Origin of the sequence: Treponema primitia ZAS-1, from assembly GCF_000297095.1 — a bacterium.
Taxonomy (GTDB): domain Bacteria; phylum Spirochaetota; class Spirochaetia; order Treponematales; family Breznakiellaceae; genus Termitinema; species Termitinema primitia_A.
Genome location: NZ_AEEA01000128.1, coordinates 45,337 through 69,817, shown reverse-complemented (window position 1 = coordinate 69,817; position 24,481 = coordinate 45,337). Strand labels below are relative to the sequence as shown.

General features: G+C 53.9%; 19 protein-coding genes. 4 read left to right on the top strand and 15 right to left on the bottom strand.

Annotation, left to right across the window (positions count from 1 at the left end; genetic code table 11):
- The first annotated feature begins 17 nt into the window (after positions 1–17).
- From TPRIMZ1_RS0115575 to TPRIMZ1_RS0115565, 3 genes are read left to right on the top strand one after another with little or no spacing between them, the layout of a single operon-like run.
- Positions 18–1,478, top strand: coding sequence for a glutamate synthase subunit beta (locus TPRIMZ1_RS0115575; protein ID WP_010262350.1), 1,461 nt, complete (start codon positions 18–20; stop codon positions 1,476–1,478).
- The gene (locus TPRIMZ1_RS19895; RefSeq protein WP_010262347.1) at positions 1,478–2,191 is read left to right on the top strand and encodes a GDSL-type esterase/lipase family protein; all 714 of its coding nucleotides are present in this window, start codon (positions 1,478–1,480) and stop codon (positions 2,189–2,191) included. The genes TPRIMZ1_RS0115575 and TPRIMZ1_RS19895 overlap by 1 nt, the downstream gene beginning before the upstream one ends.
- A gap of 12 nt (positions 2,192–2,203) precedes the next feature.
- Positions 2,204–2,824: a flavodoxin family protein gene (locus tag TPRIMZ1_RS0115565; RefSeq protein WP_010262344.1), complete on the top strand. Its 621-nt coding sequence runs from the start codon at positions 2,204–2,206 to the stop codon at positions 2,822–2,824.
- Positions 2,825–2,832: 8 nt separating this feature from the next.
- On the opposite strand, the gene TPRIMZ1_RS19890 is transcribed toward TPRIMZ1_RS0115565, so the two are convergent.
- The 11 genes from TPRIMZ1_RS19890 to TPRIMZ1_RS0115510 all read right to left on the bottom strand — a co-directional run bounded on the left by TPRIMZ1_RS19890 (position 2,833) and on the right by TPRIMZ1_RS0115510 (position 13,722).
- Entirely contained in the window at positions 2,833–4,782 is a 1,950-nt protein-coding gene (locus tag TPRIMZ1_RS19890) for a DEAD/DEAH box helicase (RefSeq protein WP_010262342.1), read from the bottom strand.
- Between the two features lie 380 nt (positions 4,783–5,162).
- Positions 5,163–5,795, bottom strand: coding sequence for a regulatory protein RecX (locus TPRIMZ1_RS0115555; RefSeq protein WP_010262338.1), 633 nt, complete (start codon positions 5,793–5,795; stop codon positions 5,163–5,165).
- A gap of 27 nt (positions 5,796–5,822) precedes the next feature.
- Positions 5,823–6,215, bottom strand: coding sequence for a 30S ribosomal protein S9 (gene rpsI / locus TPRIMZ1_RS0115550; RefSeq protein ID WP_010262333.1), 393 nt, complete (start codon positions 6,213–6,215; stop codon positions 5,823–5,825).
- A gap of 76 nt (positions 6,216–6,291) precedes the next feature.
- A complete protein-coding gene (gene rplM / locus TPRIMZ1_RS0115545; RefSeq protein ID WP_010262328.1) occupies positions 6,292–6,720 on the bottom strand; it encodes a 50S ribosomal protein L13 in 429 nt (142 codons plus the stop codon).
- 62 nt (positions 6,721–6,782) lie between these two features.
- The gene (locus tag TPRIMZ1_RS0115540) at positions 6,783–7,007 is read right to left on the bottom strand and encodes a hypothetical protein (protein WP_010262325.1); all 225 of its coding nucleotides are present in this window, start codon (positions 7,005–7,007) and stop codon (positions 6,783–6,785) included.
- 14 nt (positions 7,008–7,021) lie between these two features.
- Entirely contained in the window at positions 7,022–7,321 is a 300-nt protein-coding gene (locus TPRIMZ1_RS0115535; RefSeq protein ID WP_010262322.1) for a hypothetical protein, read from the bottom strand.
- Positions 7,322–7,372: 51 nt separating this feature from the next.
- On the bottom strand, positions 7,373–8,176 hold the full coding sequence (locus tag TPRIMZ1_RS0115530; protein ID WP_010262319.1) for a hypothetical protein: 804 nt from the start codon (positions 8,174–8,176) through the stop codon (positions 7,373–7,375).
- On the bottom strand, positions 8,169–10,577 hold the full coding sequence (locus TPRIMZ1_RS0115525) for a UvrD-helicase domain-containing protein (protein WP_010262317.1): 2,409 nt from the start codon (positions 10,575–10,577) through the stop codon (positions 8,169–8,171). The genes TPRIMZ1_RS0115530 and TPRIMZ1_RS0115525 overlap by 8 nt, the downstream gene beginning before the upstream one ends.
- Entirely contained in the window at positions 10,574–11,821 is a 1,248-nt protein-coding gene (gene rimO / locus TPRIMZ1_RS0115520) for a 30S ribosomal protein S12 methylthiotransferase RimO (protein WP_232616851.1), read from the bottom strand. Before rimO ends, TPRIMZ1_RS0115525 begins: the two co-directional genes overlap by 4 nt.
- Positions 11,822–11,883: 62 nt before the next feature.
- A complete protein-coding gene (locus tag TPRIMZ1_RS0115515; protein WP_010262309.1) occupies positions 11,884–13,002 on the bottom strand; it encodes a helix-turn-helix domain-containing protein in 1,119 nt (372 codons plus the stop codon).
- A 30-nt stretch (positions 13,003–13,032) separates the two neighbouring features.
- Positions 13,033–13,722 (bottom strand): LolA family protein, encoded by a 690-nt coding sequence (locus TPRIMZ1_RS0115510; protein ID WP_026043754.1) that lies wholly within the window; start codon positions 13,720–13,722, stop codon positions 13,033–13,035.
- Between the two features lie 87 nt (positions 13,723–13,809).
- Between TPRIMZ1_RS0115510 and TPRIMZ1_RS0115505 the strand changes: the two genes are divergently transcribed.
- Complete coding sequence (locus TPRIMZ1_RS0115505; protein WP_010262303.1) at positions 13,810–14,289, top strand: pyridoxamine 5'-phosphate oxidase family protein; 480 nt, start codon at positions 13,810–13,812, stop codon at positions 14,287–14,289.
- A gap of 7 nt (positions 14,290–14,296) precedes the next feature.
- Here the strand turns inward: TPRIMZ1_RS0115505 and TPRIMZ1_RS0115500 are convergent, their stop codons facing one another.
- The 4 genes from TPRIMZ1_RS0115500 to TPRIMZ1_RS0115485 are packed head-to-tail and all read right to left on the bottom strand — an operon-like array spanning position 14,297 to position 24,470.
- The gene (locus TPRIMZ1_RS0115500) at positions 14,297–15,586 is read right to left on the bottom strand and encodes a response regulator (protein WP_010262300.1); all 1,290 of its coding nucleotides are present in this window, start codon (positions 15,584–15,586) and stop codon (positions 14,297–14,299) included.
- A 3-nt stretch (positions 15,587–15,589) separates the two neighbouring features.
- Complete coding sequence (locus tag TPRIMZ1_RS0115495; protein ID WP_010262296.1) at positions 15,590–18,091, bottom strand: ATP-binding protein; 2,502 nt, start codon at positions 18,089–18,091, stop codon at positions 15,590–15,592.
- Positions 18,081–22,631, bottom strand: a complete 4,551-nt coding sequence (locus TPRIMZ1_RS0115490; RefSeq protein WP_010262292.1) for an ATP-binding protein — start codon at positions 22,629–22,631, stop codon at positions 18,081–18,083. The genes TPRIMZ1_RS0115495 and TPRIMZ1_RS0115490 overlap by 11 nt, the downstream gene beginning before the upstream one ends.
- A 39-nt stretch (positions 22,632–22,670) precedes the next feature.
- Entirely contained in the window at positions 22,671–24,470 is a 1,800-nt protein-coding gene (locus TPRIMZ1_RS0115485; protein ID WP_100217109.1) for a S1C family serine protease, read from the bottom strand.
- Between the last annotated feature and the right edge of the window lie 11 nt (positions 24,471–24,481).

Below are 24,481 nucleotides of genomic sequence, written 5' to 3'. Positions count from 1 at the left end.
CAATAAGAGAGGGATGTATGGGTGATCCAAAGGGATTTTTAAAGATAAAGCGTAAAGTTTCCGGTTACCGGCCTGTGGAAGAGCGGGTGAACGACTACAGTGAAGTAGAAATACTACTTTCCGATGACGAACGCCGCTTGCAGGCGGCCCGGTGTATGGACTGCGGGGTACCCTTCTGTCATTGGGCCTGCCCGGTCTCCAACGTGATGCCCGAATGGCAGGACCGCCTCTATCGGGGTGACTGGGCCGGCGCCTGGGCGGCTCTGGAACACATGAACCCCTTTCCGGAATTTACCGGCCGGGTTTGCCCCGCCCTCTGCGAAGCCTCCTGCGTCCTGGGTTCCAACGACGAACCGGTAACCATCAGACAGAACGAACTTGCCATCATCGAAAAGGCCTACGAACTGGGCCTGGTAATTCCACGTCCGCCCCGGGTGCGTAACGGCAAGAAGGTGGCCGTGGTCGGCGCCGGTCCTGCGGGGCTTTCCGCCGCCTATTATCTTAACCGGGCTGGTTTCAGCGTTACTGTTTACGAAGGCGCACAAAAACTGGGGGGCTATCTCCGTTACGGCATTCCGGACTTCAAATTGGATAAGAGTTTTATTGACCGGCGTATCAGGATTATGGCAGCCGAGGGGGTCGAGTTCAAAACCGGCGCCCGGATCGGTTCCGCCCGTTACGGCTTTGGTGCAAAGGACGCCGATGGAGTAGAGGGGGGCAAGGTCATTTCCGCTAAGGAACTGGAGTCTTCCTACGATCTGGTGCTTCTTACCATAGGCGCCCGTGAACCACGGGATGTAAAACTTCCGGGCCGGGAAAATTCCGGCATAGTCCAGGCCCTGGATTTCCTCTCCCTCCAGAACCGTGTTCTCAGCGGCGAAGTTACGGGTCTTGAACCTATCACCGCATACGGGAAACGGGTGGTGGTCATAGGCGGCGGCGACACCGGTTCTGACTGCGTGGGCACCGCCAACCGTCAGGGGGCTCTAGCGGTTACCCAGATTGAGGTACTTCCCAAGCCCCCGGAACACCGTCCTGACGCTGAACCTTGGCCGCTGTGGCCCAAGGTCCTCAAGACTTCAAGCTCCCATCTGGAAGGGGGTGAACGGCTCTGGTCCGTCAACACCAAGTCTTTTACAGGGAATAACGGCAAGTTAAGCGCCATACGGGCCTGCCGGGTAGACTGGGCCGAAAAAGACGGCCGCTTTACCATGTCCGAAGTAAGTGGTTCGGATTTCGATATCGACGCAGATTTAGTGCTGCTGGCCATGGGCTTTACCCACGTGGTCCAGAACGGCGCCGTGGCCGACTTCGGCCTGGAACTCGACGAGCGCGGCAATATCCGTACCACGGGCACGTTCCACACATCCAACCCAAAAATCTGGGCTGCCGGAGATTCCCGAAACGGCGCCAGCCTGGTGGTCCGGGCTATCTCCGATGGCCGTGCAGCCGCGGAGGCGATTATTAAGGCGTTGTAATGTATCATGGACAGGTAAAGATTATACTATACACCATCATTATTGGGGTTATAAGCGGATTAAATTTTACTTCCTGTGACAATGGGACTACGAGTAATAAAGAAGACAGGCCGTTAGTTTTTCTTGGCGATAGTCTTACCGCCGGTCATGGAGCAAGTGTCCCGGGGAAGGATGACAAAACAAAATCCTATCCGGCGTATCTGCAGGAAAAAATAAACATGCCTATTATAAATGCCGGAGTTTCCGGGGATACGACGGCAGACGCCTTAGGCCGTATAAATGAGGATGTTCTTTCAAAAAATCCCCGTATTGTGATAGTTGAGCTTGGCGCAAACGATTTATTTCAGCTTCAGTTTTCTGCACTGGCAGAGATAAAAAGTAATTTGCAGAAAATTATAACTAAACTCAAAGCTAGAAATATTACAATATTCCTGGTAAAATTTTATACCGAAGATGTTGTAAAATCAGTGGCTAATAGTATTGGAATTACCAATGGTACTTTTCAAAGAATGATGATAAAACAATATGATGCAATGTTTAACGCACTTGCATCTCAAAACGATGTAAAACTGATTAGTAATATTTGGGACAGTGTATGGGGAGTTCATATGTCAGATACTATTCATCCCGATACAGTGGGATATGAGATCATGGCTGATAATTTTTTCAAAGCCATGGAACCATATCTTCAGGAAAATTATTTACTTAAATAGAAAGGCGGTGTTATGCGTGTACTTTTAATCAACGGGAGCCCCCATGAAAAGGGCTGTACCTATACTATCCTTGCGGAGGTAGCGGGGCAGATTGAAGCCGCCGGTATTGAGACAGAATATTTTCATATCGGTGATGGACCTATCCGCGGCTGTACCGGCTGCGGAGGCTGTGCAAAAACCGCCCGGTGCGTTTACAACGATGACGGGGTAAATGCCTGCGTAGAAAAACTCATCAAAGCGGATGGGGTGGTTGTTGGTTCGCCGGTTTATTATGCGGGACCAAACGGCGCCCTCTGCGCCTTCCTGGACCGGATGTTTTTTATGAAATCCCAGCTCTTTGCTTTTAAGCCTGCCGCTGCGGTGGTAAACTGCCGCCGGGGCGGGGGGACTGCCGCCTTTGAACGGCTTAATAAATATTTTACCATTTCCCGTATGCCCGTGGTTTCTTCCCAGTACTGGAACACCACCCATGGTTTTACCCCGGAGGAAGTACGGCAGGATAAGGAGGGTATGCAGATCATGCGTACCCTGGGGAAGAATATGGCATGGATGCTCAGGGCCGTCGCAAAAGAGGGGATCGCCGAAATCGCCGCTCAACAGGAAGATACCACGCCGACGAACTTTATTCGGTAGTACTGTTTTTAGCGCCGTCCGCGGTGTGGGGAACCGCCATGGGAAGCTTCGGCATACGTACCGGGGGATGCGGGCTTTATGGTCGGGTCGCTCGGGGTGTTTTGGGAAAAGGCGCAGGCCCGCCGTGCGGCGTCTTCCGGAAGGGTAGCAAAGGCACAGTAATCCTTTACTTCGATGGAATCCACCAGCCGGCCCGGTACGCCACCGGCGCGCATCAGCAGTCCCGCTACGTCGCGGGCGGTAGCGCCATGGCGGCGTCCCAAGCCCACATATACCCGTGCTCCGTGCAGGGGGCTTTCACCGCCGTCCTCGCCTCCGTATCTTACCGCTCCGTGTTTGCTCCGCATGGCGGCGGCCGGTCCGGGTACATTCCGCCTGGGCCCGCCCCCGTGGTTTCCCTCCGGATACGCAGCCGGGGCGAATCGTTTGCCCTTGCCAACCCGTTGTTTTATATCCAGTTCCCGCTGGGGGACTTCGGTAAGTTCAGTAATAGTTCCGTAGCGGGAAGGGTCCAGCTTTTCCCCAAAGGCCATGGCGATTAGGGCTTCCACCGCAGTTTCCGCGCCGAGCTTTTTTACCAGTTTCCGTCCCAGCCGGGTCTGGGGCAGCGTCGGCCCGGCCGGTGTTTCGGCCTGAATTGGCTGCTCATCCGCAGGACCGGAGTTGATAGGATTGGCTGCCAAGATATCATTTGGCGCCGGAATAGTATCGCTGATCACCGGAACAGTATCACTGTCCGGGAGGGTCCCCAGGATGGCGCCCAGGATGCGGTTTTCCAGGGCCTTGGTTACCGACGAAACCGCCGGGGCCTTCATCCAGGTAATTTTACTGCCCAGGGTCCGTTCAATATTGTGTGAAAGGTGGCTGATGCGGCCCCGCTCCGACGGCAGGGCCATGCTGATGGCCGTCCCCCGCCTGCCCGCCCGGCCGGTGCGGCCAATACGGTGGACATAGGTTTCCCGGTCGTTGGGGAGGTCCCAGTTAATTACATGGGTAAGCCGCTCTATGTCGAGACCCCGGGCGGCCACATCGGTGGCTACCAGGGCGGAGACTTCTCCGCTTGCAGAGCCGTACCGGGCGCGGAAACGCCGCAGGGTACGTTCCCGGGCTTCCTGGGTAAGGTCCCCGTGGATGGCCTCCGCGGAATAGCCTCCCTCGGTGAGCCGCCGGGATAGTTCGTCCGCCCCGGCCTTGGTGGCGCAGAATATCAATCCGTAAAAACTTTCCGCGCTGTCGATAAGACGCCGCAGGGCTTCCAGGCGATCCTCTTTTTTGAGTACCAGGTAGTACTGGTCTACCAGGGGTTTTTCGTCATCCGGGGTGGTATCCTCCAGGATATCCACCGCGCCGATATGTTCCCGAACTATTTTCAAGATAGGGTCGGGCATGGTGGCGGAAAAAAGGGCCACCCGGCGATCGCTTTTTACCGATTTGAGGATATGTTCCACATCTTCAAGAAAGCCCATGTCCAGCATTTCATCCGCCTCGTCCAGGATGAACCAGTCAACGGCGGAAAGGTCCAGGACCTTCCGGTCCATGAGGTCCATAACACGCCCCGGGGTACCCACCACAATCTCGGTTCCCCGCTTGAGGTCCAGGATCTGGGTTCTGATTGAAGCTCCGCCGTACACCGCGGTGATCCGGGGTATGGCGGACGATGCCAGGGAGGCGATTTCTTTGGCAACCTGGAGGGCAAGTTCCCGGGTCGGGGTGAGGATCAGCGCCCGGGGGGCATGGCCGCTCTGCCGCAGCCGTTCCACCAGGGGTATGCCGAAAGCGGCTGTTTTACCGGTTCCGGTCCGTGCTTTTACGATTAGATGTCCCTGATCCGCCAGGAGACGGGGCAGGGCTATGCTTTGTATAGAACTGGGGGCGGTGAATCCCTTGCGGGTCAGGGCCTCTAAAATGTCATCGGATAAACCAAATGAAGAGAAAGGGTGGGCGTCGTCGGTGGTCATATATTCCTTAGGGTTTAATTTCTAATGTATGGTAACAGATGCGGAATCTTCCGTCTAGTAGCCGGGAAATACCCCCGGTTTTTTGGATTATCGGCAAAGACGGGCGGGGGGAGGGGTACACCCGTCTTCATGTGCATGTAGAGTCTGCCTATGGAGCCCCTGCGGGTCTCCTCCGGCAGGGAATTCCATATACATGAAGCCAGGTGTACCCCTCCCCCCGCCCGACGGTGGTGATAGTACAAGAGGGGGTATTTCCCGGCCGGAGTTGCATGCTGGAACGGCAGGCTGGGTAGCGGGTATGCCCGAAGCTATGTCATATGGTGCGAAGAGGGGGTATTTCCCGGCCGGGGGGGCTTGCTGGGGTGTCAGGATGGGGGGCTTTATTGGGTTTCCCAGTACCAGTCTAGGGCTTGGGGGGAAAAGCCTTCTCGCTTGAGTTGGGGTTTTAGGAACCGGTCCTGGCGGACCGAGTTAACTGAGGGGGGGTATTTTTTGGCTATGTATTTTTGGAGGAGGGCGGTTTCTTTTTCAAAGTCCAGGATGGTTTTACAGGCGGATTTGGCGATGGTTTGGCTTATGCCTTTTTGACAGAGGGCGGTGATGAGGCGGAAGGGACTGTCTGTGCCGCGGTATAGGCGGGATTGGATCCAGCGTTCGGCAAAACGGCGGTCATCTACGATTTCAAGGTCCGTTAGGTAGGAGACTGCGGCCCGGACCGGGGAGAGGGCGTGGCCACGCTGTTCCAGCTTTCGGGTAATGCCTGCCCGGGTTTGCTCGGCACGGGCTACCAGTTGCAGGGCGGCGCGCTCGGCACGGAAACAGTCTGCGGCAAAACGGAGAGCCGTTTCTTCTTCGGGGGTGATTTCTTTGTTTGGGCAAAAATAATCCTCACCCTGGAAAGGGTGGGGAAGATAGACGGAGTTGAGGGAAAATAAGGAACCATCCGAAAGGCCGATTCGGAGGATTACCGGACCGGCCTTTGTTTCGGTTGTTTTTACGGATGCAACCACCATTGAAGGCGGCCTAAGCCCAAGCTTAGCTTAACGCTTGGAGAACTGGAAGCGGCGGCGGGCGCCGGCTTGACCGTACTTCTTGCGTTCTACCATCCGGGAGTCCCGGGTAAGGAAACCGTTGCTCCGCAGGGCGGTATAGTTGGTCTGATCAATCTGACAGAGCGCCCGGGAAAGCCCATGACGACATGCACCGGCTTGACCGTTGGGGCCGCCGCCGTAGACATTGATCAGAATGTCAAACTTATTTTCGTTGGCGGTCACCATAAGGGGCTGACGTACCACCATGGCGTGTTCACTGAGGGAAAAATACTGGTTCAGCTCCTTGCCGTTAACCACTATTTTACCTTCCCCATCCCGGACATATACCCGGGCAACCGAGGTCTTCCGCCGTCCGGTTCCGATACCAAGATTCTTAATCACCTACATAACCTCTAATTAGTACGGCAAACGCCGTACAGTTTGATCAAAGCGAAACGGAGTTTCGCATAACGCCTAATTATAACTCAATAGCCTGGGGATTCTGCGCCGCGTGGGGGTGCTCTGTCCCCGCATAGACCTTAACGTTTTTCCACAGCTTCCGGCCCAGGGGACCCTTGGGGAGCATACCCTTAATCGCCAGTTCCAGGGGGGATGAGGGGTGCCGGGCAGATAACTTTTCGTAGGTAACGGTCTTAAGTCCACCCACATAGCCTGTGTGATGATGGTATAGCTTGTTCTGGAACTTTCTACCGGTTACCACAAGCTTTTCAGCGTTAACCACTACCACAAAATCCCCAACTTCCTGGTGGGGAGCATATACAGCCTTTTCTTTTCCCCTGACAATAGAAGCTGCCTTAGCCGCAATCCGGCCGAGAACCTTGCCCTCGGCGTTGATTATAAACCACTTCCGCTCTACATCAGCGGGCTTTACAAATATCGTCTTCATACATAACCTTCTCATTAATATACGGAGTAAGATACAATAATCGCATAAAATGGAAAAAAATGTCAAGACCCCTGAGTAGGGTTCTCTTTTTCCTCTTTTTTCGCCTCCGCCCGGTCCTTGATATCCGCAATACCGATAAATACCGCGATAAGACCGATAAGGGCCGCAAGTACCGGCAAAGCGCCCCGGAGAAAGGCCAATACATCCCCCCACCAGCCAAGGCCCGCAGGCAGAACCGCACAAACCGCCGCCGCAATAATGACAATTCCAAGAATCAATGCTTTCATACATCCTCCAAAAACTAACGATGAAATTTACGAATAACCATAACCAAAAACGCGGCTATAAGGAAGCCGGTTGGTAGATTGGACAGTATCAGGGCGGGTAAGGGGATGGAGCCTACCAGGGGTACTGTCCCCTGGGTTATGCCGAATAGACCGAGAATGGAGTACACAATTTCAGCATAGGCCGCTATGGTACCGATAACCATGAGCATCCAGGCCATATCCCTGGTTTTTGACCAAAGCATGATGGCAAGAAAAGCCGCCAGGGCTCCTAAAAACAGCCGGCTCGATATATAGAGTATCTCCCCAATATCCATGGATATAGTATCATCAGTTGGGGGTTTAAATTCAAGATATGGTTCACCGGATCAAATAGCCTTAGCCAATAGCTCCGCCAGCTTCGATTCTTCCCCCGCCGACAGTACCCAGGGCAATATAAGCGGCTGGTTCTGATCCGGGGGGATAAGAAAGCCGTGTTCCAGAAAATGTGTAAAGATTTTTCCGTACGCTTCATCGTTCAAGTCCGGGCTGCGCGGGGAACTTCGTTGCAAGCTGCAGTGAAGGTATATGCCCTGCCGCAGCCATCTACCGGCGGCGGCCTCGTTTGCCAGGGCTTCCTCTATTCGGGGATAGCTCACCTGTCCCCGGGCCGGGGTGGCGGCGATAAGGTCGTAGACACCACGGGTCGCGGCGGCCAGAATTACCGCCGAGATAATTTCCGATGGAGGAAAAGCGGCGGCGGTTTCCGGCGGCACAGCCAGTACTCCAAGCGCATCGGACCAGGGCAGGGGGAGTACCGGGATACAGGGCTGGTCCGGTGGAAGGGCGCTGTCCCGGAACGGCCGCCAAAGAACCGGTTCGGGAAAACCGCCGGCTTCCAGGGCGTGACGGAGCGCAGTATCGCTGCGGTAAAGCCGGAATGTCATGCCCGGCAACAGGGTGGCCAGGGCCTTGAGCAGCCGCTTTTCCTGGGGGTGGGGCAGGGGGGCGAAAAGGCCGCGCTGGGCGGTATTTTTCAAGGTCCGGAGAAGCCCCGCCGGGGTGTGGCCCAGTATCGCTGCGCCGCCGTATTGCCAGAGGTCAACCAGCCGGCGGCCGTCCTGGGTGTAGAGGCGGAAGTCCCGGGCCCGGAGTATGGGTGGGACACGGCGTAACAGGGTTTCGTTAATCATCGTTACCTATCTTCGTATACCCTGAACTTTGGTGGAGGCTGAGGAAGCGGGTATCCTTCCCGGTTTCAAATTTGACCCGGATTACCGGCCCCTCATCACTTTCCCGGATTTCCGTTACGGCGCCGTAACCCTGATCGTCGTGGAATACCCGGTCTCCTACTTTCCACCGGCCATCCGAGGAGGAGACGGGCTTGATTACAGATCCCTGAACCCCGGGCCTGCGGCCGGAGCTCTGGTCAGGAAGTCCCCGGCCTTCAAAGCCGAAGGGGGGCTTTCCTATGATTCGCAGAACATTTTTATCCGCCTCCCCAATAAAAAGGGACGGTTTCATGGGCATGGTACGGCCGAACATGCGGCGCATGGCGCAGGAAGTCAGGTAGAGTTCATCCATGGCCCTGGTGGCGCCCACGTAGAAGAGCCGGCGCTCCTCCTCCAGGTCGTCCCCAAGCTTGTCGTCCCGGGGGAAGATCCCCTGTTCAATGCCGGTCATGATTACCCGGCGGAATTCCAGGCCCTTGGTATTGTGTACCGTGATTAGCGTTACGGTGCCTTTTTCCCCTTCATCTCCGGTTTCCTGTTCTATGGAACGATCCAGTTCAATATGTTCCAGGAATTCCAACAGCCCGGCCCGGGTAGCGGGGTAAATACTCGCCGCATTGGCCAGTTCCTGGAGATTGCCGATACGCTGAAACCCCGTGATGTCGTCGTGGGTCCGGTGGTACTCCCCAATCCCCGAATCATCAATGAGCCGCACCACACAGGGCGAGAGCCCCTCACCGGCGCTTAGGCCTTCCCTCTTGCTGCCCTTACGGGGGCGCTTTTTTCCATCGGCTGCTTCCGCAGTTTTTTTATTAAAATATAGAATGTTGTTATTCTCATCGCTTGCTTCCACAGTATTCCTATTAAAAATCAGAATGTTGTTATCCCCGGCACTTTCCGGCGGTTCCGGGGTCAGCATGGACAGTCCCCCCTCCAGGGCTTTGAAGAAAGCAGAAACCCCGGCGCGGGCTTTGGAAGGCAGGGCCGGCATGATCCGCCGGGCTGCCTCGGCCAGGTCCCCCGAAGGGACCGGGTTTCCTGAGGGTATCGGATCCCCTCCTGCAGCTTCCCCTACGATGCGGTCCACCGTGGCGGTTCCGGCGCCCCGTGCGGGTTTGTTCACCACCCGGCGGAAGGCGATTTCATCCCGGGGGTTCACCAGGAAGGAGAGCAGGGCCAGGGCGTCCTTTATTTCTTCCCGCTCGTAGAACTTGAGGGACCCCACCACCCGGTAGGGAATACGGCGCCGGAGGAATTCGGTCTCGAAGCCAAGGGACTGGGCATTGGTACGATAGAGTATGGCCCAGTCGGAGTAGACCGCAGCCTTTTTATGCACGGATTTTTCGATCAGCTCTGCACAGAATTCCGCTTCGGCATCCTGATCCGGAAGGAAGGCCAGGGTTGGAGTTTTGCCGACCCCCCGATGGGCCACCAGGGTTTTCCCCAGACGGCCTTCGTTTTTGTCCACCACCGAAGAGGCTAGATCCAGGATGGGGGAAAAGGACCGGTAGTTTCGTTCCAGCCGGATGATATCGGCGCCGGCAAAGCGGTCGGGGAATTCCAGGATGTTCCGTACCTCCGCCCCGCGGAAGCGGTAAATGGACTGATCGTCATCCCCCACTACGCAAATATACGTGGCGGGTCCGCAGAGTTCCTTCAGTAATTCAAACTGGGCGATGTTTGAGTCCTGGTATTCGTCCACCAGGATCACAGAGAAACGGTCATGGAAACGCCGGGCCACCTCGGGGTTTGAGCGCAGTATTTCTACGGGCTTCTTGATCAGATCCCCAAAATCCACATTGCCTATCCGGGCCAGCTTATCTTCGTATTGGGTATAGTAACGGCGAAATTCCGGGTGGAAATCTATCAGGTCCAGTTCCGGGTCTTCCGGGGAGAGGAAATAGTCCTTGGCCCGGGCGATGGCGTGGGCGATCTGTTTTACCTCCGCCTTGGGGAGATCCTCCAGGAGGGTGGAGAGCAGGGCGACTGAATCATCATCATCATAGATGATAAAGTTGGAACCAAGGCCCTCCAGGTTTCCGTTGCGGCGGAGAAACCAGGCGCCAAAGGAGTGGAAGGTCCGCAGCATGGCAAAGCCGGCCCGGTCGTCAATGATCCGTGCCCGTTCGGCCATTTCCCGGGCAGCCTTGTTCGTAAAGGTAACTGCCAGGATGGACCGTGGGTCCACTCCCTGTTCCCGGATAAGCCAGGCAATTTTGGTGGTGATTACCCGGGTTTTCCCTGAACCGGCCCCGGCGAGGATAAGCAGGGGATGCATAAGGGCGTCCCCTGCGGCCTTCCCGGTATGGAGCACCGCTTGGCGCTGTTCCGGGTTGAGGGCTTCCAGATAGGAGGGTATCATGACGGGCATAGTTCCAAATCAAAGCCCGCGCGGGCGAATACCCTGCCCTGTATAAAAGTACCCGGTGTAAGCGGGTGGTCCGAGCGTATTACGGTGGAACCGTCCACCTCCGGGGCTTGGCAGTAGAGCCGGCCCAGGTGGATGGTTTCGTCCACCGCCTCCTCTACCAGGACTTCCATGGTCCGCCCCACGAAACGATCCATCCGCTTTTCGGTGATCGCCGTCTGCAGTTCTTCGATCAGGACTTTCCGCTGGGCCGCAGTTTTCTTGGCGATCCGGGGCTTCATATCATACGCAGGGGTGTCCTCTTCCCGGGAATAGGTAAAGACTCCAACCCAATCCATTTCCGCCCGGGCCTGGAAATCCAGCAATTCCCGGAAGTCCTCTTCGGTTTCCCCGGGGAAGCCCGTAAGGAAGGTGGAACGGATCACCGCTTCCGGAAGAACGCTGCGGATTTCCGCTATCAGGGAAAGGTAGGCGGCTGCGTCATGCCGGCGGTTCATGGCGCGGAGTATTTTGGCGGAACCATGCTGGAAGGGGAGGTCGAAGTAGGGGAGGAAGCGTTTGTCCCGGCGGCAGATCTCCAGGATGGGCCGGGGGAAATTATCCGGGTGTATGTAGAGAAGCCGTACCCAGAAATGACCTTCCAGGGAGGACAGGGCTTCCAATAGTTCCGGTAGATCTGAGGCTGCATCGAAACCGTAGGAGCCTAAGTCCTGACCGATAAGGCAGAGTTCCCGGATACCCCGATCCAGGAGCCGGCGGCATTCATCCAAGACAGAAGGTATGGGCCGGGAATGCAGGGGTCCCCGTATGCCCGGAATGGCGCAGAAGGCACAGCGGTTATTACAGCCCTCGGAGATTTTAACATAGGCCTGCCCGGGCAGGGAAAGGAGGGGACGCTCTCCTAATAGGGGAATGGTTTCTTCATTACCGCTTACGAATTCCCCCTGATCTATTCCGGTAACTGTGTTCGCAGTTTTAGTGATGGCGGCGAGGTCGGTGTTGCCGAAAAGGGCGTCCGCTTCCGGGAGAGAATCGGCCAGCTCCTTTGGATAGCGCTGGGCCAGACAGCCGGCGAGGAGGATCTTCTTATGGGGGTACTGTTTTCGGTACGCCAGGACAGCGTTGATAGATTCCTGTTTGGCGCTTTCGATAAACCCGCAGGAATTGATGATGATAAGGTCGGCGCCGGAAGCATCCTCCGCCCGAGACCAGGCAGCCCGATCCAGAACGGCCATCATGGTTTCTGCGTCCACCTGGTTTTTCACACAGCCAAAGGGATCGAGAAAGTAGCTTGCCACCGTTAGTCGATCCGGATCTGGGCCAGACGGAACCGGCCATCATCGTCCCGAACCCAGCGAATATCCGTCACCACCACTTCACCGGCGCCGCCGATTTCCAGGGGCTTCGTCTCTCCGGCAACGATGACCTGGAGTTTTACCGCCATGGCATTGGACACCCAGATACGAATACCGTTTTGGGCTTGGATATCAAGCTCATCGGTCCTGACAAAGTACTGTTCCTGCCGGTCCTGCCGGTCCCGTTCCCGGAGTATTTCCCAGCGGAACATGCAATAACCCTGGAAGGATGCCTGGAGTGTAAACGGATAGGCATTGGCGGATTTAAAAATTTCCTTAATGTTAGAAGGATTGTTAGCGGCACTGTCATTTCCAAGGCCAATAGCGGCTGTTGGTAGAATCTCTTCACCCCCAATACCCTCGCTGATTATCCCCATATCAGCATTGATATCAAACCGGAGCCGGACCCCCATGGAGGGATCGTTCCGTACAAAATCCTGTACGCCTACCCGGATATCATCCAAGCCGTCGCTGTTGATATCTATGCTTCTCTCCTGGCCTAAATCCAGGATTATGTTTCCCATGGGCGCTGCAATGGTTACCGCTTCCCCTAAATTGAAAAGGACGATTTTGTACTGATTTCCACCAAGGGGGATCAGAATGGAGTCTCCCCGATAGAAACGCTGTTCGAGGAAACTGCCCTCCAGGGTATACACTACCACGGAACGTTCCGCCGTTTCGGCGGTATTTGTTTTCCAGGGGATATTCATAAAGAAATATACCCCGCCGCCCACCACGGCTACACCCGCAAGGATCAGGAAGACGGTGAGCAGTATCTTGGGCAGCTTTGACGGAGATTTGAGCAACTGTTCCACCGGGATGGGCTGTTCCTGAATCTTCCACGCCCGGTACAGGGAAAGCAGTTCATTCACATCAAGGCCCAGATATTCGCCGTAGTTTCTTAAGAAACCCAACAGATAGGGCTCCCCGGGGAACACCGAAAAGTTTTCGGTTTCCAGGGCCTCTAAATAACGGGTGGCAATATTAGTCTCCCGGCCTATATAATCAAAGGTGTACCCCTTACTTTCACGAACAGTTTTTAACTTATCCCCCAGGGACTCCACAGAATTCCTCCTCCGATTCGTTTAGTAAAACTAATCGGTATCACTAAATAGAAAATTATTATAATTATTAGCCGAAGCAGGGGAATCATAAATAAACCGCTGCTCCGGAATGCCTTGATTAATCTTTGTATCGGAAAAATCGAACCGGACCTGGACATCCGCGATGGTTCTCCCGGTTATGCGCCGTATGATCCGGGTAGTAGGGTTGACGCTCAGGATAATCTCCCGGAACCCTTCGGAGACAGACCGCCGGGAAAGGCGCAGGGTTACTACCATTTCATCGGACCCTGTCTCCAGGGGCGTGGGATCCGGACCGGTGACAAAGGAAGGAATATAGTTCCGCCTTAGCAGGGCCAGCCCCTGGGCGCTTGCCAGATTGGCCCCCGCGGACCCGGAGTACCTGCGGCTGGGGGTAATGGACTGGTTCAGGGTGGCCCGGTATTCGGGCAGGTATATGGTCAACATTTCCCCGTTAAAGGCAATAACCTGTTCCATGGGCTTGGTAAAATCGATTCGCAGAAAGGATGGGGCAAGATGGCTTACGGTTCCGAACATCTCGGTACTTCCGGAATGGATGACAATCCGGGCTTCATAGTCCCGAATACTGCCGTAACGCTCGGAAACCATCTCCAGGTACCGTTCGGCGGTAATAATTTCCTGGGCGGACACGCTGAAAAGGCCAATTAAGCACAAAAGTACTATAAAAACTCGATTCTTCACTATTATATATTAGCCAAGGAGGGGAAAAAACGCAAGGGGTAACGATGGAGGCAAAAATGGTGTATAATCAGGTGAGGGAGTATAAATATGAGAAGAAGCGATAGAGAAATAACGGATATTGAGGAAAAATTGGAGATAATCCGGAGAAACAAGGTGCTCCGGCTGGGGATGGCGGAACAGAATCAGCCCTACATAGTTCCCCTGAATTTCGGATTTGAGTACAACGACGGCCTTTTAACCCTGTATATCCACGGCGCGCAGGAAGGAAAAAAAGTGGATATCCTGGGGCGGAACAGCCAGGTCTGCTTCGAAATGGACGGGGAGCATTCCCTGATCACCGGGAAGGAGGCCGCTAATTACAGCTTTGCCTACGAGAGTATCATCGGCTTTGGGACGGCGGAACGCTTGACCGGGGATGCGGAAAAGATCCGGGGCCTCAATGCGTTAATGAAGCACCAGGCCGGGGAGGACCGGGAGTTTAGCTATACCGAAGCGCAATTAAGGGCAGTAAATGTGTATCGGATACGGGTCAACTCATTCACGGGAAAACGGCGGCCGCGGCCGTAACCGGCGCTTATTTCTCGTTCAGGTTAGATACCCCGTCCCAGTCCCCCTCAGGGGGGTTTTGCCGGAAGGCTGCGGATCGATCCCGGAATAGTTGGGCCGGCCTGTCCTGGGGAGCGAGGTTTAGTACTTTTTCAAAGGCGTTTTCTGCAGCGGTCCAGTCACGGCCTTCAAAAATTTCCAGGGCCGAGTTGAAGAGTTTGGCGAGCTGCACGGTTTCGCCCGGCGCCGAATCGGCGATATCCAAAATTTCGTAGAGCCGTACCGGGGTGTTCACCCCTACCACCCGGACACGGTCAAGGCGGCGGCAGAGGAGCTTATCACCGGTTTCCTGAATGGTTTTTTCGGCCGCCAGTATTTGGGTGCCGTACTGCTTGTTTACCCCCTCAAGCCGGGACGCCAGATTTACCGCATGGCCCATGATGGTATAGTTCATCTTCCGTTCGCTGCCCATGTTCCCCACAATCATATTTCCCGAATTGATCCCCATCCGGGTAAAAAGAGGATCGGGACTCATGCCGTTTTCCAAAAAATAGGAAGACAATTCTTTTTCTTTTCGTTTCATTAAAACTGCGGAATAGCAGGCCCGCAGGGCGTGATCCGGAATATCCAGGGGGGCCCCGAAAAAAGCCATGATGGCGTCCCCGTTGTATTTGTCTATGGTTCCCTTCTGTTCCAGAAGGATATCGCTCATGGCGGTGAGGTATATATTGAGGAGCCGTACCAGATCTTCGGGGTCCAGCTTTTCTGCGAAGGACGCAAAACCCTGAATGTCCGTAAACACGGCGGTCATGCTCCGTTTGGCGCCGCCGAGCTGCAGCCGGGAAGGATCGCTCATTACGTCCTGAACCACATCTCCGGAGACGTAGGTGGAAAAGGCTTTCCGCAGATTGTCGTTGTAGTACTGCAGTTCCCGCTGCTGGGTTTGTACCAGTAGATGGACTTCGATACGTTTTAATAACAGTGAGGGCTGAAATGGTTTGGTTATGTAATCAACGGCCCCCAGATTCAGGCCTTCAAGTTCATCGTCCGTCTCGGTCTTACCGGTAACGAATATAACCGGGATGTCCCGGGTTTCCGGACGGTCCTTGAGGATTTTTATCGCCTCATAGCCGTTCATTTCCGGCATCTCGATATCAAGCAATATCAGATCCGGCTTGTTGTTTTCCAAAAGGCTGAACATTTTTTCCGCCGAGGGGGCGGTAAAAACGCTGTACTGCAGGCTTAATACATTTTTTCCCGTCCGCAGATTCGCCGGATTATCATCCACCAGTATTATTACTTCCTTTTTAGTTTCCATGCCTTACTTCCCCGCCGTTTTAATCAGAGTGTCTATGGTCTTTATTGCCGCCTGATATTCGGTCATCAGGACCTGATCGGAAATAGTATTTATGATCCCCGCTATTTTTGCGTCAAAGGATTTACTTTCCAGTTCCTCAAGAATTCTGTCGATGGTGTCAATATTTTCCTGTTCCAGCGCCGCCTTCATTTCTGTGAACAGGGGAAGATATGGGGATAGATCTTCCTCTGTCTGTCCGGTCTCCGCCGGGCTTTCTATTTCAATTTGTTCCACCAGACTTTTTAGATCGTAATAAAAACTCGCAAGGGCGCCTTCAATGGTCTGAAGATCTCCGTTTTTCCCCGCTGCCTCAAGTATGGCCGCTTCCTTTGATACGGCTTCGGCGCCTATGGTAGCGGCGGCGCTCTTTAAGGCATGTACGGTGGCGGTAAAGAGGGGCAGCTCACGTTCTCCGGGAACCTGGGTAAGCAGGGGAAGCCGGTCCTCACAATCCTTGCGGAATGAGGCAAGTACTTTGCGGTACCCCGTTTCGGTACCCCCGGTCATGGCTATGCCCTTGGCGGTATCCACCCCGCTTATTTTCAGGTCCGTCGTTTTTGCCGTTCGTGTCCGTACCGCTTCCGGGCCTGCGTCCCTGCGTTTTTCCGCGGGAATCAGGCGGGCTATGATTCGGTCAAGGGCGGCAATTTCTATGGGCTTGGGAAGATAATCGCTGAACCCCTTTTCCAAAAACATTTCCTTCATACCTACCACCACATTGGCAGTCAGGGCTACTATGGGAAGGTTCTGAAAATATGCGCCCCCTAAAGAACGGATCGCCGCGGTTGTTTCAATGCCGTCCATGCCGGGCATCATGTGGTCCATAAACACAATATCGTAACGGTTGCTCTTTACTAATTCGACCGCCTCTTTGCCGGTTGTACAGGTATGAATATCCATTTGATAGGGTAACAGGAGGCCCTTTGCCACATTAATATTTGTGATGATATCGTCCACAATGAGTATCTTTGCCTCCGGAGCGATGAACCGGATTTCCGCCTGTTCCTGGGGTGTATGCTCCGTCCCGGCGGGCAGGGTCTCTCCGTGGACTTTCTGGGGAATTACAATGGTAAAGATACTGCCTTCGCCGTATTTTGACTGTACGGTTAGATCTCCCCCCATAAGCCGGCAGAGGTTACGGCTGATCGCAAGCCCAAGGCCGGTTCCTTCGGTTCCCTGGTATTTTTTATTGTCCAGGTGGGTGAAGTTGCCGAACAGTTTATCCATATCCGCATCTTTTATACCGAGTCCGGTATCGGTAATCTCAAAGGTCAGCAGGATGTCGTCGCCCTCTGTTTTTGAAAAGACCGTCAGCTTTATATACCCCTTTTCGGTGTACTTAACCGCGTTACCAAGGATGTTAAGCAGGACCTGCCTGATCCGCACGATGTCACCGTACAGCTTAACGTTTGTGCTGCAATCAATATTGGTAATAAAATCGATTTGCTTATCCTCGATCCGTACCCCGATAATGTTAATAACATCGCTTATCAGGGATTCAAAAAGGTATTCCGCGGGGTGTATCTCCGCCTTTCCAGAATCAATATTTGAAAAGTCAAGAATATCATTGATGATGGAGAGCAGGCTTGAACCGGCCTGTTTGATCCGCTGGGCGTCCTGATATACATCGGGACTGATATCTTTTCTCAGGATCATCTCTGTGGTCCCCATGATAGCGTTCATGGGTGTGCGGAGTTCATGGCTGGTATTGGCGAGAAAATTACTCTTTGCATCGGAGGCGCTTTCCGCTTCCCTTTTAAGCTCAATCAAGCGGCTGTTCTGCCGGTTAACCTGGTTTAGCAGGGAAATATACACTACGATAGCAATGATGATAAATACCAAAGATAGGGCAATCTGCCCCAGTATCTGAAACCGCAGGTTTAAATAAATACTTTCGGCTTCGAAGTCGCAGCCAATAATGCCCACCGCGTCTCCGGCACTGTTAAGGATGGGCGTATAGGTGGATACCACCCGTCCCCATTTGTCCTGAGAATCAATTGTGCCGCCGAACTGGGAAATTTTTGTCTTCAGGGCTTTAAAAAAAGCCTTGTCATAGTTGCGCACATCCTCCAGACTCCCAAGCGGTGAAAAAGAGCTGTCCCCGGGCCGGCCGCTGCCATCAATGATAAACCGGAATATCGTATCGTTGACCGGCGCCATGGTGTACAGATACAGACAGTTGACATCTTCTTTTATGGCCAGCATCTTTTGCCTGGTTGTTTCATAATAGGGATCATTTGGATCAAGGGTTTTGCTTAAATTGACAAAGGCGTCAACGTCAATTAATGCGCTTACCTTTTCGTTGATTGGTATTCCCTGCCGTGCAGATAGGGTGGTGGTGACATTTAATATTTGCTGAAAGGATGTGATGATAATAACCGTAAATATTGCCGCTACAAAAATGGCAAAGAACAGGGAAAACCGGTACTTAAACTTAGTGATAATCTTGTCTTCCTTAGGCGCCATTGCCGCCTCCTGTCAGGGCATCAATCATTTTTATCCCCTGCTTGAATTCGGACATCAGTACCACATCGGAAAGATTCGCTATTAGTTCCAGTGTTTTGGCAGTCACGGGTTCTTTTTCCAGCAGCGCGAGGAGCCGGTCAATGTTTTCGATATCCTCTTTTTCAAGGGCTGCCTTCAGCTCTGTAAACAGGGAAAGTGAGGCGGAACCAAAGGCGGGAGTTTCCCGCGCTATATCATCGCTTTTGATCAGGTGCAGATCCGCCGCGATACTTTCTGTTAGGACTGTAAGATTTTTGCGGAAGGCCGGGATGCGTTCTTCAATGGCGCCCAGGTCCTTCGCTTTTCCCGCCGATTCAAGTTCCGCTGCGGCCTTTGATACCGCAGCGGCGCCGATAGTGGCGGAAGCGCTTTTAAGGGCGTGTACCTGGGTGGTAAACGCCTCCAGAGCTTCCGGGACAGGAACCGTTTCCAGCAAGGGCAGCCGTTCACAGGCGTCCTTGTAAAAAGCAGTAACCACCTTTACATAGCCCTCTTCGCTGCCCCCCGTAAGGGTTATACCTTTTTTAACATCCACGCCGGCGTTCAAAAGCTGTGAATAATGGGCCGTGGGACCCTGTTCCGCACTATCCTTTTTTTCCGGTGTGTCTGATCGTATCATCTTCGATTTGGGGATCCACCGTTCAACAACATCGTTGAGCTGGCTGATTTCTATGGGCTTTGAAATATAATCGTTGAAGCCGTTTGCCAGGAACATTTCCCGCATCCCCGAAAGGGCATTGGCGGTGAGGGCAATGATGGGCATCTCTTTTGTATAGGCAAGATCCAAGGCGCGGATAGCCTTGGCGGTTTCTATGCCGTCCATACCGGGCATCATGTGATCCAATAAAACAAGGTCATAGGGGGTTTCCTTCACCTTGCTTATTGCCGTTAGCCCGTTAAGGCAGCAGTCTATTTGGGCCTTGTAGGGGACCAGGAGTCCCTCCGCCACCGTAAGGTTGGTGGTGATATCGTCTACGATTAGTATCCTTGCTTCCGGTGCGATGTACCTGACGCCGGTTTCGCGCCGCTCATGGTTAAAAGCCTTGCCGTTTAGCACGTTGGCGATGGGAACCACATAGGCGGGCATCACGATAATGGGGATATTTTGAAAAGAGAAGGAGCCCCCCAGATCCGATAATTGGATAACCTGGGTTTTACTCCCGCAATCAAGGATGATCTGAACGGCCTTTTCCGCCTCCCGGGCCTGTATAAAAGCAAAGGGGTAGGCTCCGTTTTTAAGCCGGGCGAAAAAATCATCCCTGCTGTTGGCAACGGTAACCGGCGTTCCAAGGTCCTTAAGGGATTTGCATATCGATTCGGTGTAGATATTCTGCGGGTGGTAAAACAGCACTCCCTTCTCGCCGGGGCTTTCAACCGCCGCCAGGGCTTCTCCTTCCGTATACTGCTGTGAAACCTGGGCGGTAAACACCGAACCTTTGCCGTACTCGCTGTTTACGGTGATGTCGCCCCCCATGATCAGGCAGAGATTCCGGGTTATCGCAAGACCAAGGCCGGTACCTTCAATGCCCCTGTTGCGCTCCGCATCGAGACGCACAAAATCGCCGAAGAGGGAATCCAGATCTTCTTTTTTGATACCGATACCGCTGTCGGCGATTTCGAATTTTAAATTGAGGAGCTCCCCGTTCCTTTCACCGCTTACGGTAAACCGTATATGCCCTTCCTTGGTATACTTTGCCGCATTGGACAGGAGGTTTAGCAGTATCTGCCGCATCCGGGCTTCGTCCCCGGTCAGGTTATCCGGGAGCAGGGGGTCCACATTCACCATGAAGATGATTGGCTTTTCTGAAACCCTGATCCGTATGATGGTTATCACATCGTTGAGCAATGAACTGAGCCGGTAGGGGGCGGATAGGATCTGAATTTTACCGGCCTCGATTTTTGAGAAGTCCAGTATGTCGTTGATAATAGACAGGAGATTGTATCCGGCCTGTTTAATATCATTAATGTAGTCCTTGACCCGGCCTGCTGTTTCTTCCCGCAGGACCAGCTCGCTGATACCAATGATGGCGTTCATGGGGGTACGTATCTCGTGGCTCATATTGGCCAGGAATTCGCTTTTGGATTTATTTGCCTGTTCCGCCTGACGCATGGCGTTCTCAAGCTCGTTAACCATTTGAATACGTTCCGCCGCATTTTTTACCTGGAAAATAGCCATGCCGATGGTCACCAGAATAGCTGCGGCGATGAGGGCCAGGAAAATCCGTACCGGCAGGTGTTCCAGTATGGCCAATTCTTTTTCCACATCGAGGGTAATGGAATTGCCGGGCAGCCTTCCCGGCGGAGATCCTACGGAGCGGACCAAAAAGGTATATTTCCCGCCGGAAAGGTTGGTATAGGAAATATTGGCCGCTTTTCTGTCCATGAGCAGCTGTTCCTTTGTATCCTGCCCCTTAAGCCAATAGGTGAGAAACGCATCTTCGTGGAGACCGAAGGAGAGGATGGAGATGTTAAAGGTGATACGCTGGGTATTTCTGGGTATCATAAAGGGATCCGGCAGTTCGTAGTAAACCTCTCCGTTAATTTCTATGCTGTTCACCGCGGCATTGGGAATTTTCTGGGTGACATCGTTTATCAGGGACAGGCTGTTTATGCCGTTGTTGCAGCAGAAGTAGAGAATCTGCCTTTTGTCGTCAATATAGTTCCACGCATTGGCGTTAATCTCCCCGGACAGGCCGTTTGCCTTGCCAAGTTCCCGGATGGTGAGGGGGACAGTATCGTTTAACAGCATTGCCGGGTCCGCCTGGATGATCAGGTTTGTCGTGAGGATCCAGAGCTTCCCTTCATAGGGAAGGATATCGAGGATACCATAGGCGGGGAATTTTTCGATTTTTCTAACCCCCGGTTCCGGCGCCGTAGTGAGGTCAATATAGCAGAGTCCCATGCTCGTACCAACCCAGACGCCGTTCTTCAGGGGATCCCGGGCAATACGCAGGATAACATCCCCCGAAAGCCCTTGGGTGGTATCATAGTGTTTAACCCCGTTCCGGCTTACCGCATAAAGCCCGCTGCCGTCGGTACCGATGTACAGGACCGGCTCCTTCCCCCGGGTATCGTACCACAGGGAAAGTATCATAATTTTAGGCATAACCAGGGTCGCAGTACTGCCGAATACTTCCTCCGCTGATATGGCCTTCCCCTGCCGCAGAAATACTATGCCGTCCACGGTTCCTACGGCGATGGTATCCCCGGTAAGTTCCGTCACCACCCGGACCCGGGCGGTGGTTTCGGAACTGTCGTCCAGATATCCGGTGAAGAGCTCCGTTTTTGGATCGTACCTGATGATCCCGTACTTTGAGTAGGCGCCAATCCAGATAATGCCGCTGCTATCCCGGTAGATGGAACGGACGCGGATATTATTGAGCAGCCGGGTCAACGGGGTATCCCGGAGCTTTCCCTGTTTATCCGTGATAAGAAGTCCCGAATTGGAGGCAAAGTAATAGTAATCCCCATCAAGCAGTATGGACTGAACGGCAAATTCGGGTATGCCCAGGAGCTGGTTTATATGGCTGAAGGGGCTTTCCGCAAGGATAATAGCGCCCCCCTCGGATGAGGTGATCCAATAATTATTTTCGTAATCCTGAATGATTTCCGTAAAGAAGCCCTGGAGTCCCAGTGTTTCGACGGGATAAAACAGTTTATCTGTTCCAAAAAAGCCGATGCCGTTATCAGCGGTAATCCATATCCTTTGCTGCTTGTCCTCAAATGCGTTTTTGCAGTTATTCAGGGGAACCGTATATTCAGTATAGGAAATTGCCTCGCCGTTCAGGGAGGCAAAAAGCACCTTACTGTTCTGACACCCGATAACAATCTGATCGTTTGAAAGGACATCGACGGAGTAAAAAACCAAATCCGGATTAAGGATCATGGTTTTTCCCGCAACGGTACGGATAAACAGTTCCCCGCTGTTCAGTATCCCAAGGATGTTGTTTTTGGAATCCATTGCCAGGGAAATAATATACGGAACACGATCCGTATCCAGGGGAATCAGGGTTAGCCGTTCTTCCCGGTCGATTGAAAAGAGGCCGTTGGATGAACCAAAATACATGGTCCCGGAGCTGTCCTTGACGATGGCCCGGATCATATTTGAAGGGAGCCCCTGGGTTTGGTTAAATATCTTAAACTTACCCCCGCGATAGGACACAACTCCGCTCTCGCTGGTACCAATCCAGAGGGTATGATCCACTCCCTCTAAAAGAGAACGCACATTGGAACTGGGGAAATCGTCATTGCTTACGGCGTTAAAGGTTTTAAAGCTGTTGCCGTCAAAACGGGTTAACCCGCTGTAACCCCCGAACCACAGATACCCATCCGATGTTTGCAGTACCGTATTGGCCTCATCCGAAGGGAAACCGTTACTACTGTTATACACGGTTTGGACGTGGTTAGACAGAAAAAGCCTGCTTGCCATTTCACCCGCAGGCTGTTCGTCTGCGCCGGCAAAACCGGATATCACCAGGAATAGGACAATAAAAATACCCATAGAAAGTATATTATCATGTTATTTGTTTAAAGGGAATATTTACAAAGTGTCCGGGGAATCCAGCGGGGCCGGGAGACGCATATACGTTTCCAGGTAGCCCATACGGCGTTTTTTAACATTGATATCCAGCAGGGCGTAACCGTCGCTTTCCTCCAGGCGGAAACTCCGGATAGATACGGGATCTTGCTCAGAAAGCCCAGCCGCATCGGCGATGGAACCCCGGACTACTTTTTTCACCAGGTACGAGGCGGCAAGCCCCCGGTTCATGGAAGGAGCGAGGATGAGACCGAAAAGGGGCGCGGCCATGCGTTCCCGGCTGTCTTTTTTGGCAGCCTCCGCCAGGGGGACATCCGGCCGCGGGACAGTCATAAGGACCCGGCGGACACCATCGGAGCTGGTCAGGGCAACCAGTTCTCCGGGCCGCCCTGAAAAGAGCTGGTCCTGCAGGGCGGGGATTAAGGCGCCCTGGGGAACGTCCACTATTTCGTCATTGATACTGGTGATTAGGAGCCCCTCGGGAATCTGGTGTTCCGCCGCGGGGGTAAAGGGGGCCACGTAGATGATCTCCGCCCCCTTGGTCGTTTCACTAATAGTAAAGCCCAGCCAGGGCCGCTGGGCTTTGCCGCCGGCGATCATCGCAGGCAGGGCCGCGGCCAGCCGTTCAGCGGGAACGGCGAAGTTTAGGCCGTCGAACTGTTCTACCCCGGCAAAGACGATGCCCACCAGACGGCCCTCCATGTCCACCACGGGACCGCCGGAGTTGCCGTGGTTTACCGCCGCGTCGATCTGTATCACATCACCGATTTGGAGGAGCCGCCGTCCCAGGGCGGAAACAATGCCCCGGGTTACGGTTTTTTCCAGCCCCGCGGGGGAACCGATGGCGTAAACCGTATCGCCCACCTGGGGGATGACCCAGTCCACCAGGGAAAAGACGTACTCCGGTTTTATTTCCGCTTTGATCAACGCCAGATCCATGGCCTTGTCCCAGCCGATAACCTTGGCGGGGATCCGGGGGCTGGAGGAATCCCCCAGGCGTATATACATCCGCGAATATCCTTCGTAGGTGGGGTCCACCTCGCTGGCGATAACGTGGTAATTGGTGATCATCAACCCCGAGGAGTCTACAAAGAAGGCGGAGCCCAGGACCCAGTCAGCGGAACCTGCGCCCCGCTGAATCCGAAAGCCCCGATTTACCAGAACCGTAACCACCCCTTTGATCATATCTCCGGCGCTATCCTGGCCCAGGGCAAACTGGCGCAGCTCCTCCGGCGCGGTCCCCCTCTGTTTCTCAATGATAGAGAGGAAAAAGGCCGCGGCCCGGCGCTGTTTTACCGCCACCGCCCGTTCCAGAAAGATCAGGGCGTCCGGTGTTTCCAGGGGCTTTAAATCGTGGGATCGGACTGCGCTCAGGAAGGCCGGCAGGTCGTTTCCGGCGGATAGACGATCCTTAGCATCCGCCAGGAGCAGGTCCGGTTCTATGCCGGTACTCTCCACGGAAATCTTCTGGGTAGTCAGGGAACGGGCCAGGGATGCAGCGTCTTCCCAGCGTTTTTCACGTATCGCCAGGGTCTGGGCTTCCTTGAGATTTTGTATGGCCTGATTTTCCAGGGATAGGATCTCTTCTTCCATGGCATTGCCATAAACAGTACGGTACATACCGATAAGATGGATGGTCCGGACCGGTTCCTCCGAGACATACTGCTGGATATCATTAAGCCGCAGTTCCCCGGTGGATCGCACCGGGGCGAGCCGCCTTTCCGCCCGGGCTGCGGAGACGCAGGTAAGCAGCAAGGATCCGGATCCGGCGAAAAGCAGGGAAATAAGAATAATCCTTCTCATTTTGCGTAAAA

What these genes read in the sequence shown, in the direction of transcription:
- TPRIMZ1_RS0115575 (WP_010262350.1), top strand. Translation starts at nt 18, where the DNA reads ATGGGTGATCCAAAGGGATTTTTAAAGATAAAGCGTAAAGTTTCCGGT.
- TPRIMZ1_RS0115540 (WP_010262325.1), bottom strand. Translation starts at nt 7,007, where the DNA reads ATGAAAGCATTGATTCTTGGAATTGTCATTATTGCGGCGGCGGTTTGT.
- TPRIMZ1_RS0115485 (WP_100217109.1), bottom strand. Translation starts at nt 24,470, where the DNA reads ATGAGAAGGATTATTCTTATTTCCCTGCTTTTCGCCGGATCCGGATCC.
- TPRIMZ1_RS0115555 (WP_010262338.1), bottom strand. Translation starts at nt 5,795, where the DNA reads ATGGTGGTTGCATCCGTAAAAACAACCGAAACAAAGGCCGGTCCGGTA.
- TPRIMZ1_RS0115500 (WP_010262300.1), bottom strand. Translation starts at nt 15,586, where the DNA reads ATGGAAACTAAAAAGGAAGTAATAATACTGGTGGATGATAATCCGGCG.
- TPRIMZ1_RS0115525 (WP_010262317.1), bottom strand. Translation starts at nt 10,577, where the DNA reads ATGATACCCTCCTATCTGGAAGCCCTCAACCCGGAACAGCGCCAAGCG.
- TPRIMZ1_RS0115565 (WP_010262344.1), top strand. Translation starts at nt 2,204, where the DNA reads ATGCGTGTACTTTTAATCAACGGGAGCCCCCATGAAAAGGGCTGTACC.
- TPRIMZ1_RS19895 (WP_010262347.1), top strand. Translation starts at nt 1,478, where the DNA reads ATGTATCATGGACAGGTAAAGATTATACTATACACCATCATTATTGGG.
- TPRIMZ1_RS19890 (WP_010262342.1), bottom strand. Translation starts at nt 4,782, where the DNA reads ATGACCACCGACGACGCCCACCCTTTCTCTTCATTTGGTTTATCCGAT.
- rimO (WP_232616851.1), bottom strand. Translation starts at nt 11,821, where the DNA reads ATGATGGCCGTTCTGGATCGGGCTGCCTGGTCTCGGGCGGAGGATGCT.
- TPRIMZ1_RS0115505 (WP_010262303.1), top strand. Translation starts at nt 13,810, where the DNA reads ATGAGAAGAAGCGATAGAGAAATAACGGATATTGAGGAAAAATTGGAG.
- rplM (WP_010262328.1), bottom strand. Translation starts at nt 6,720, where the DNA reads ATGAAGACGATATTTGTAAAGCCCGCTGATGTAGAGCGGAAGTGGTTT.
- TPRIMZ1_RS0115495 (WP_010262296.1), bottom strand. Translation starts at nt 18,091, where the DNA reads ATGGCGCCTAAGGAAGACAAGATTATCACTAAGTTTAAGTACCGGTTT.
- TPRIMZ1_RS0115530 (WP_010262319.1), bottom strand. Translation starts at nt 8,176, where the DNA reads ATGATTAACGAAACCCTGTTACGCCGTGTCCCACCCATACTCCGGGCC.
- TPRIMZ1_RS0115535 (WP_010262322.1), bottom strand. Translation starts at nt 7,321, where the DNA reads ATGGATATTGGGGAGATACTCTATATATCGAGCCGGCTGTTTTTAGGA.
- TPRIMZ1_RS0115490 (WP_010262292.1), bottom strand. Translation starts at nt 22,631, where the DNA reads ATGGGTATTTTTATTGTCCTATTCCTGGTGATATCCGGTTTTGCCGGC.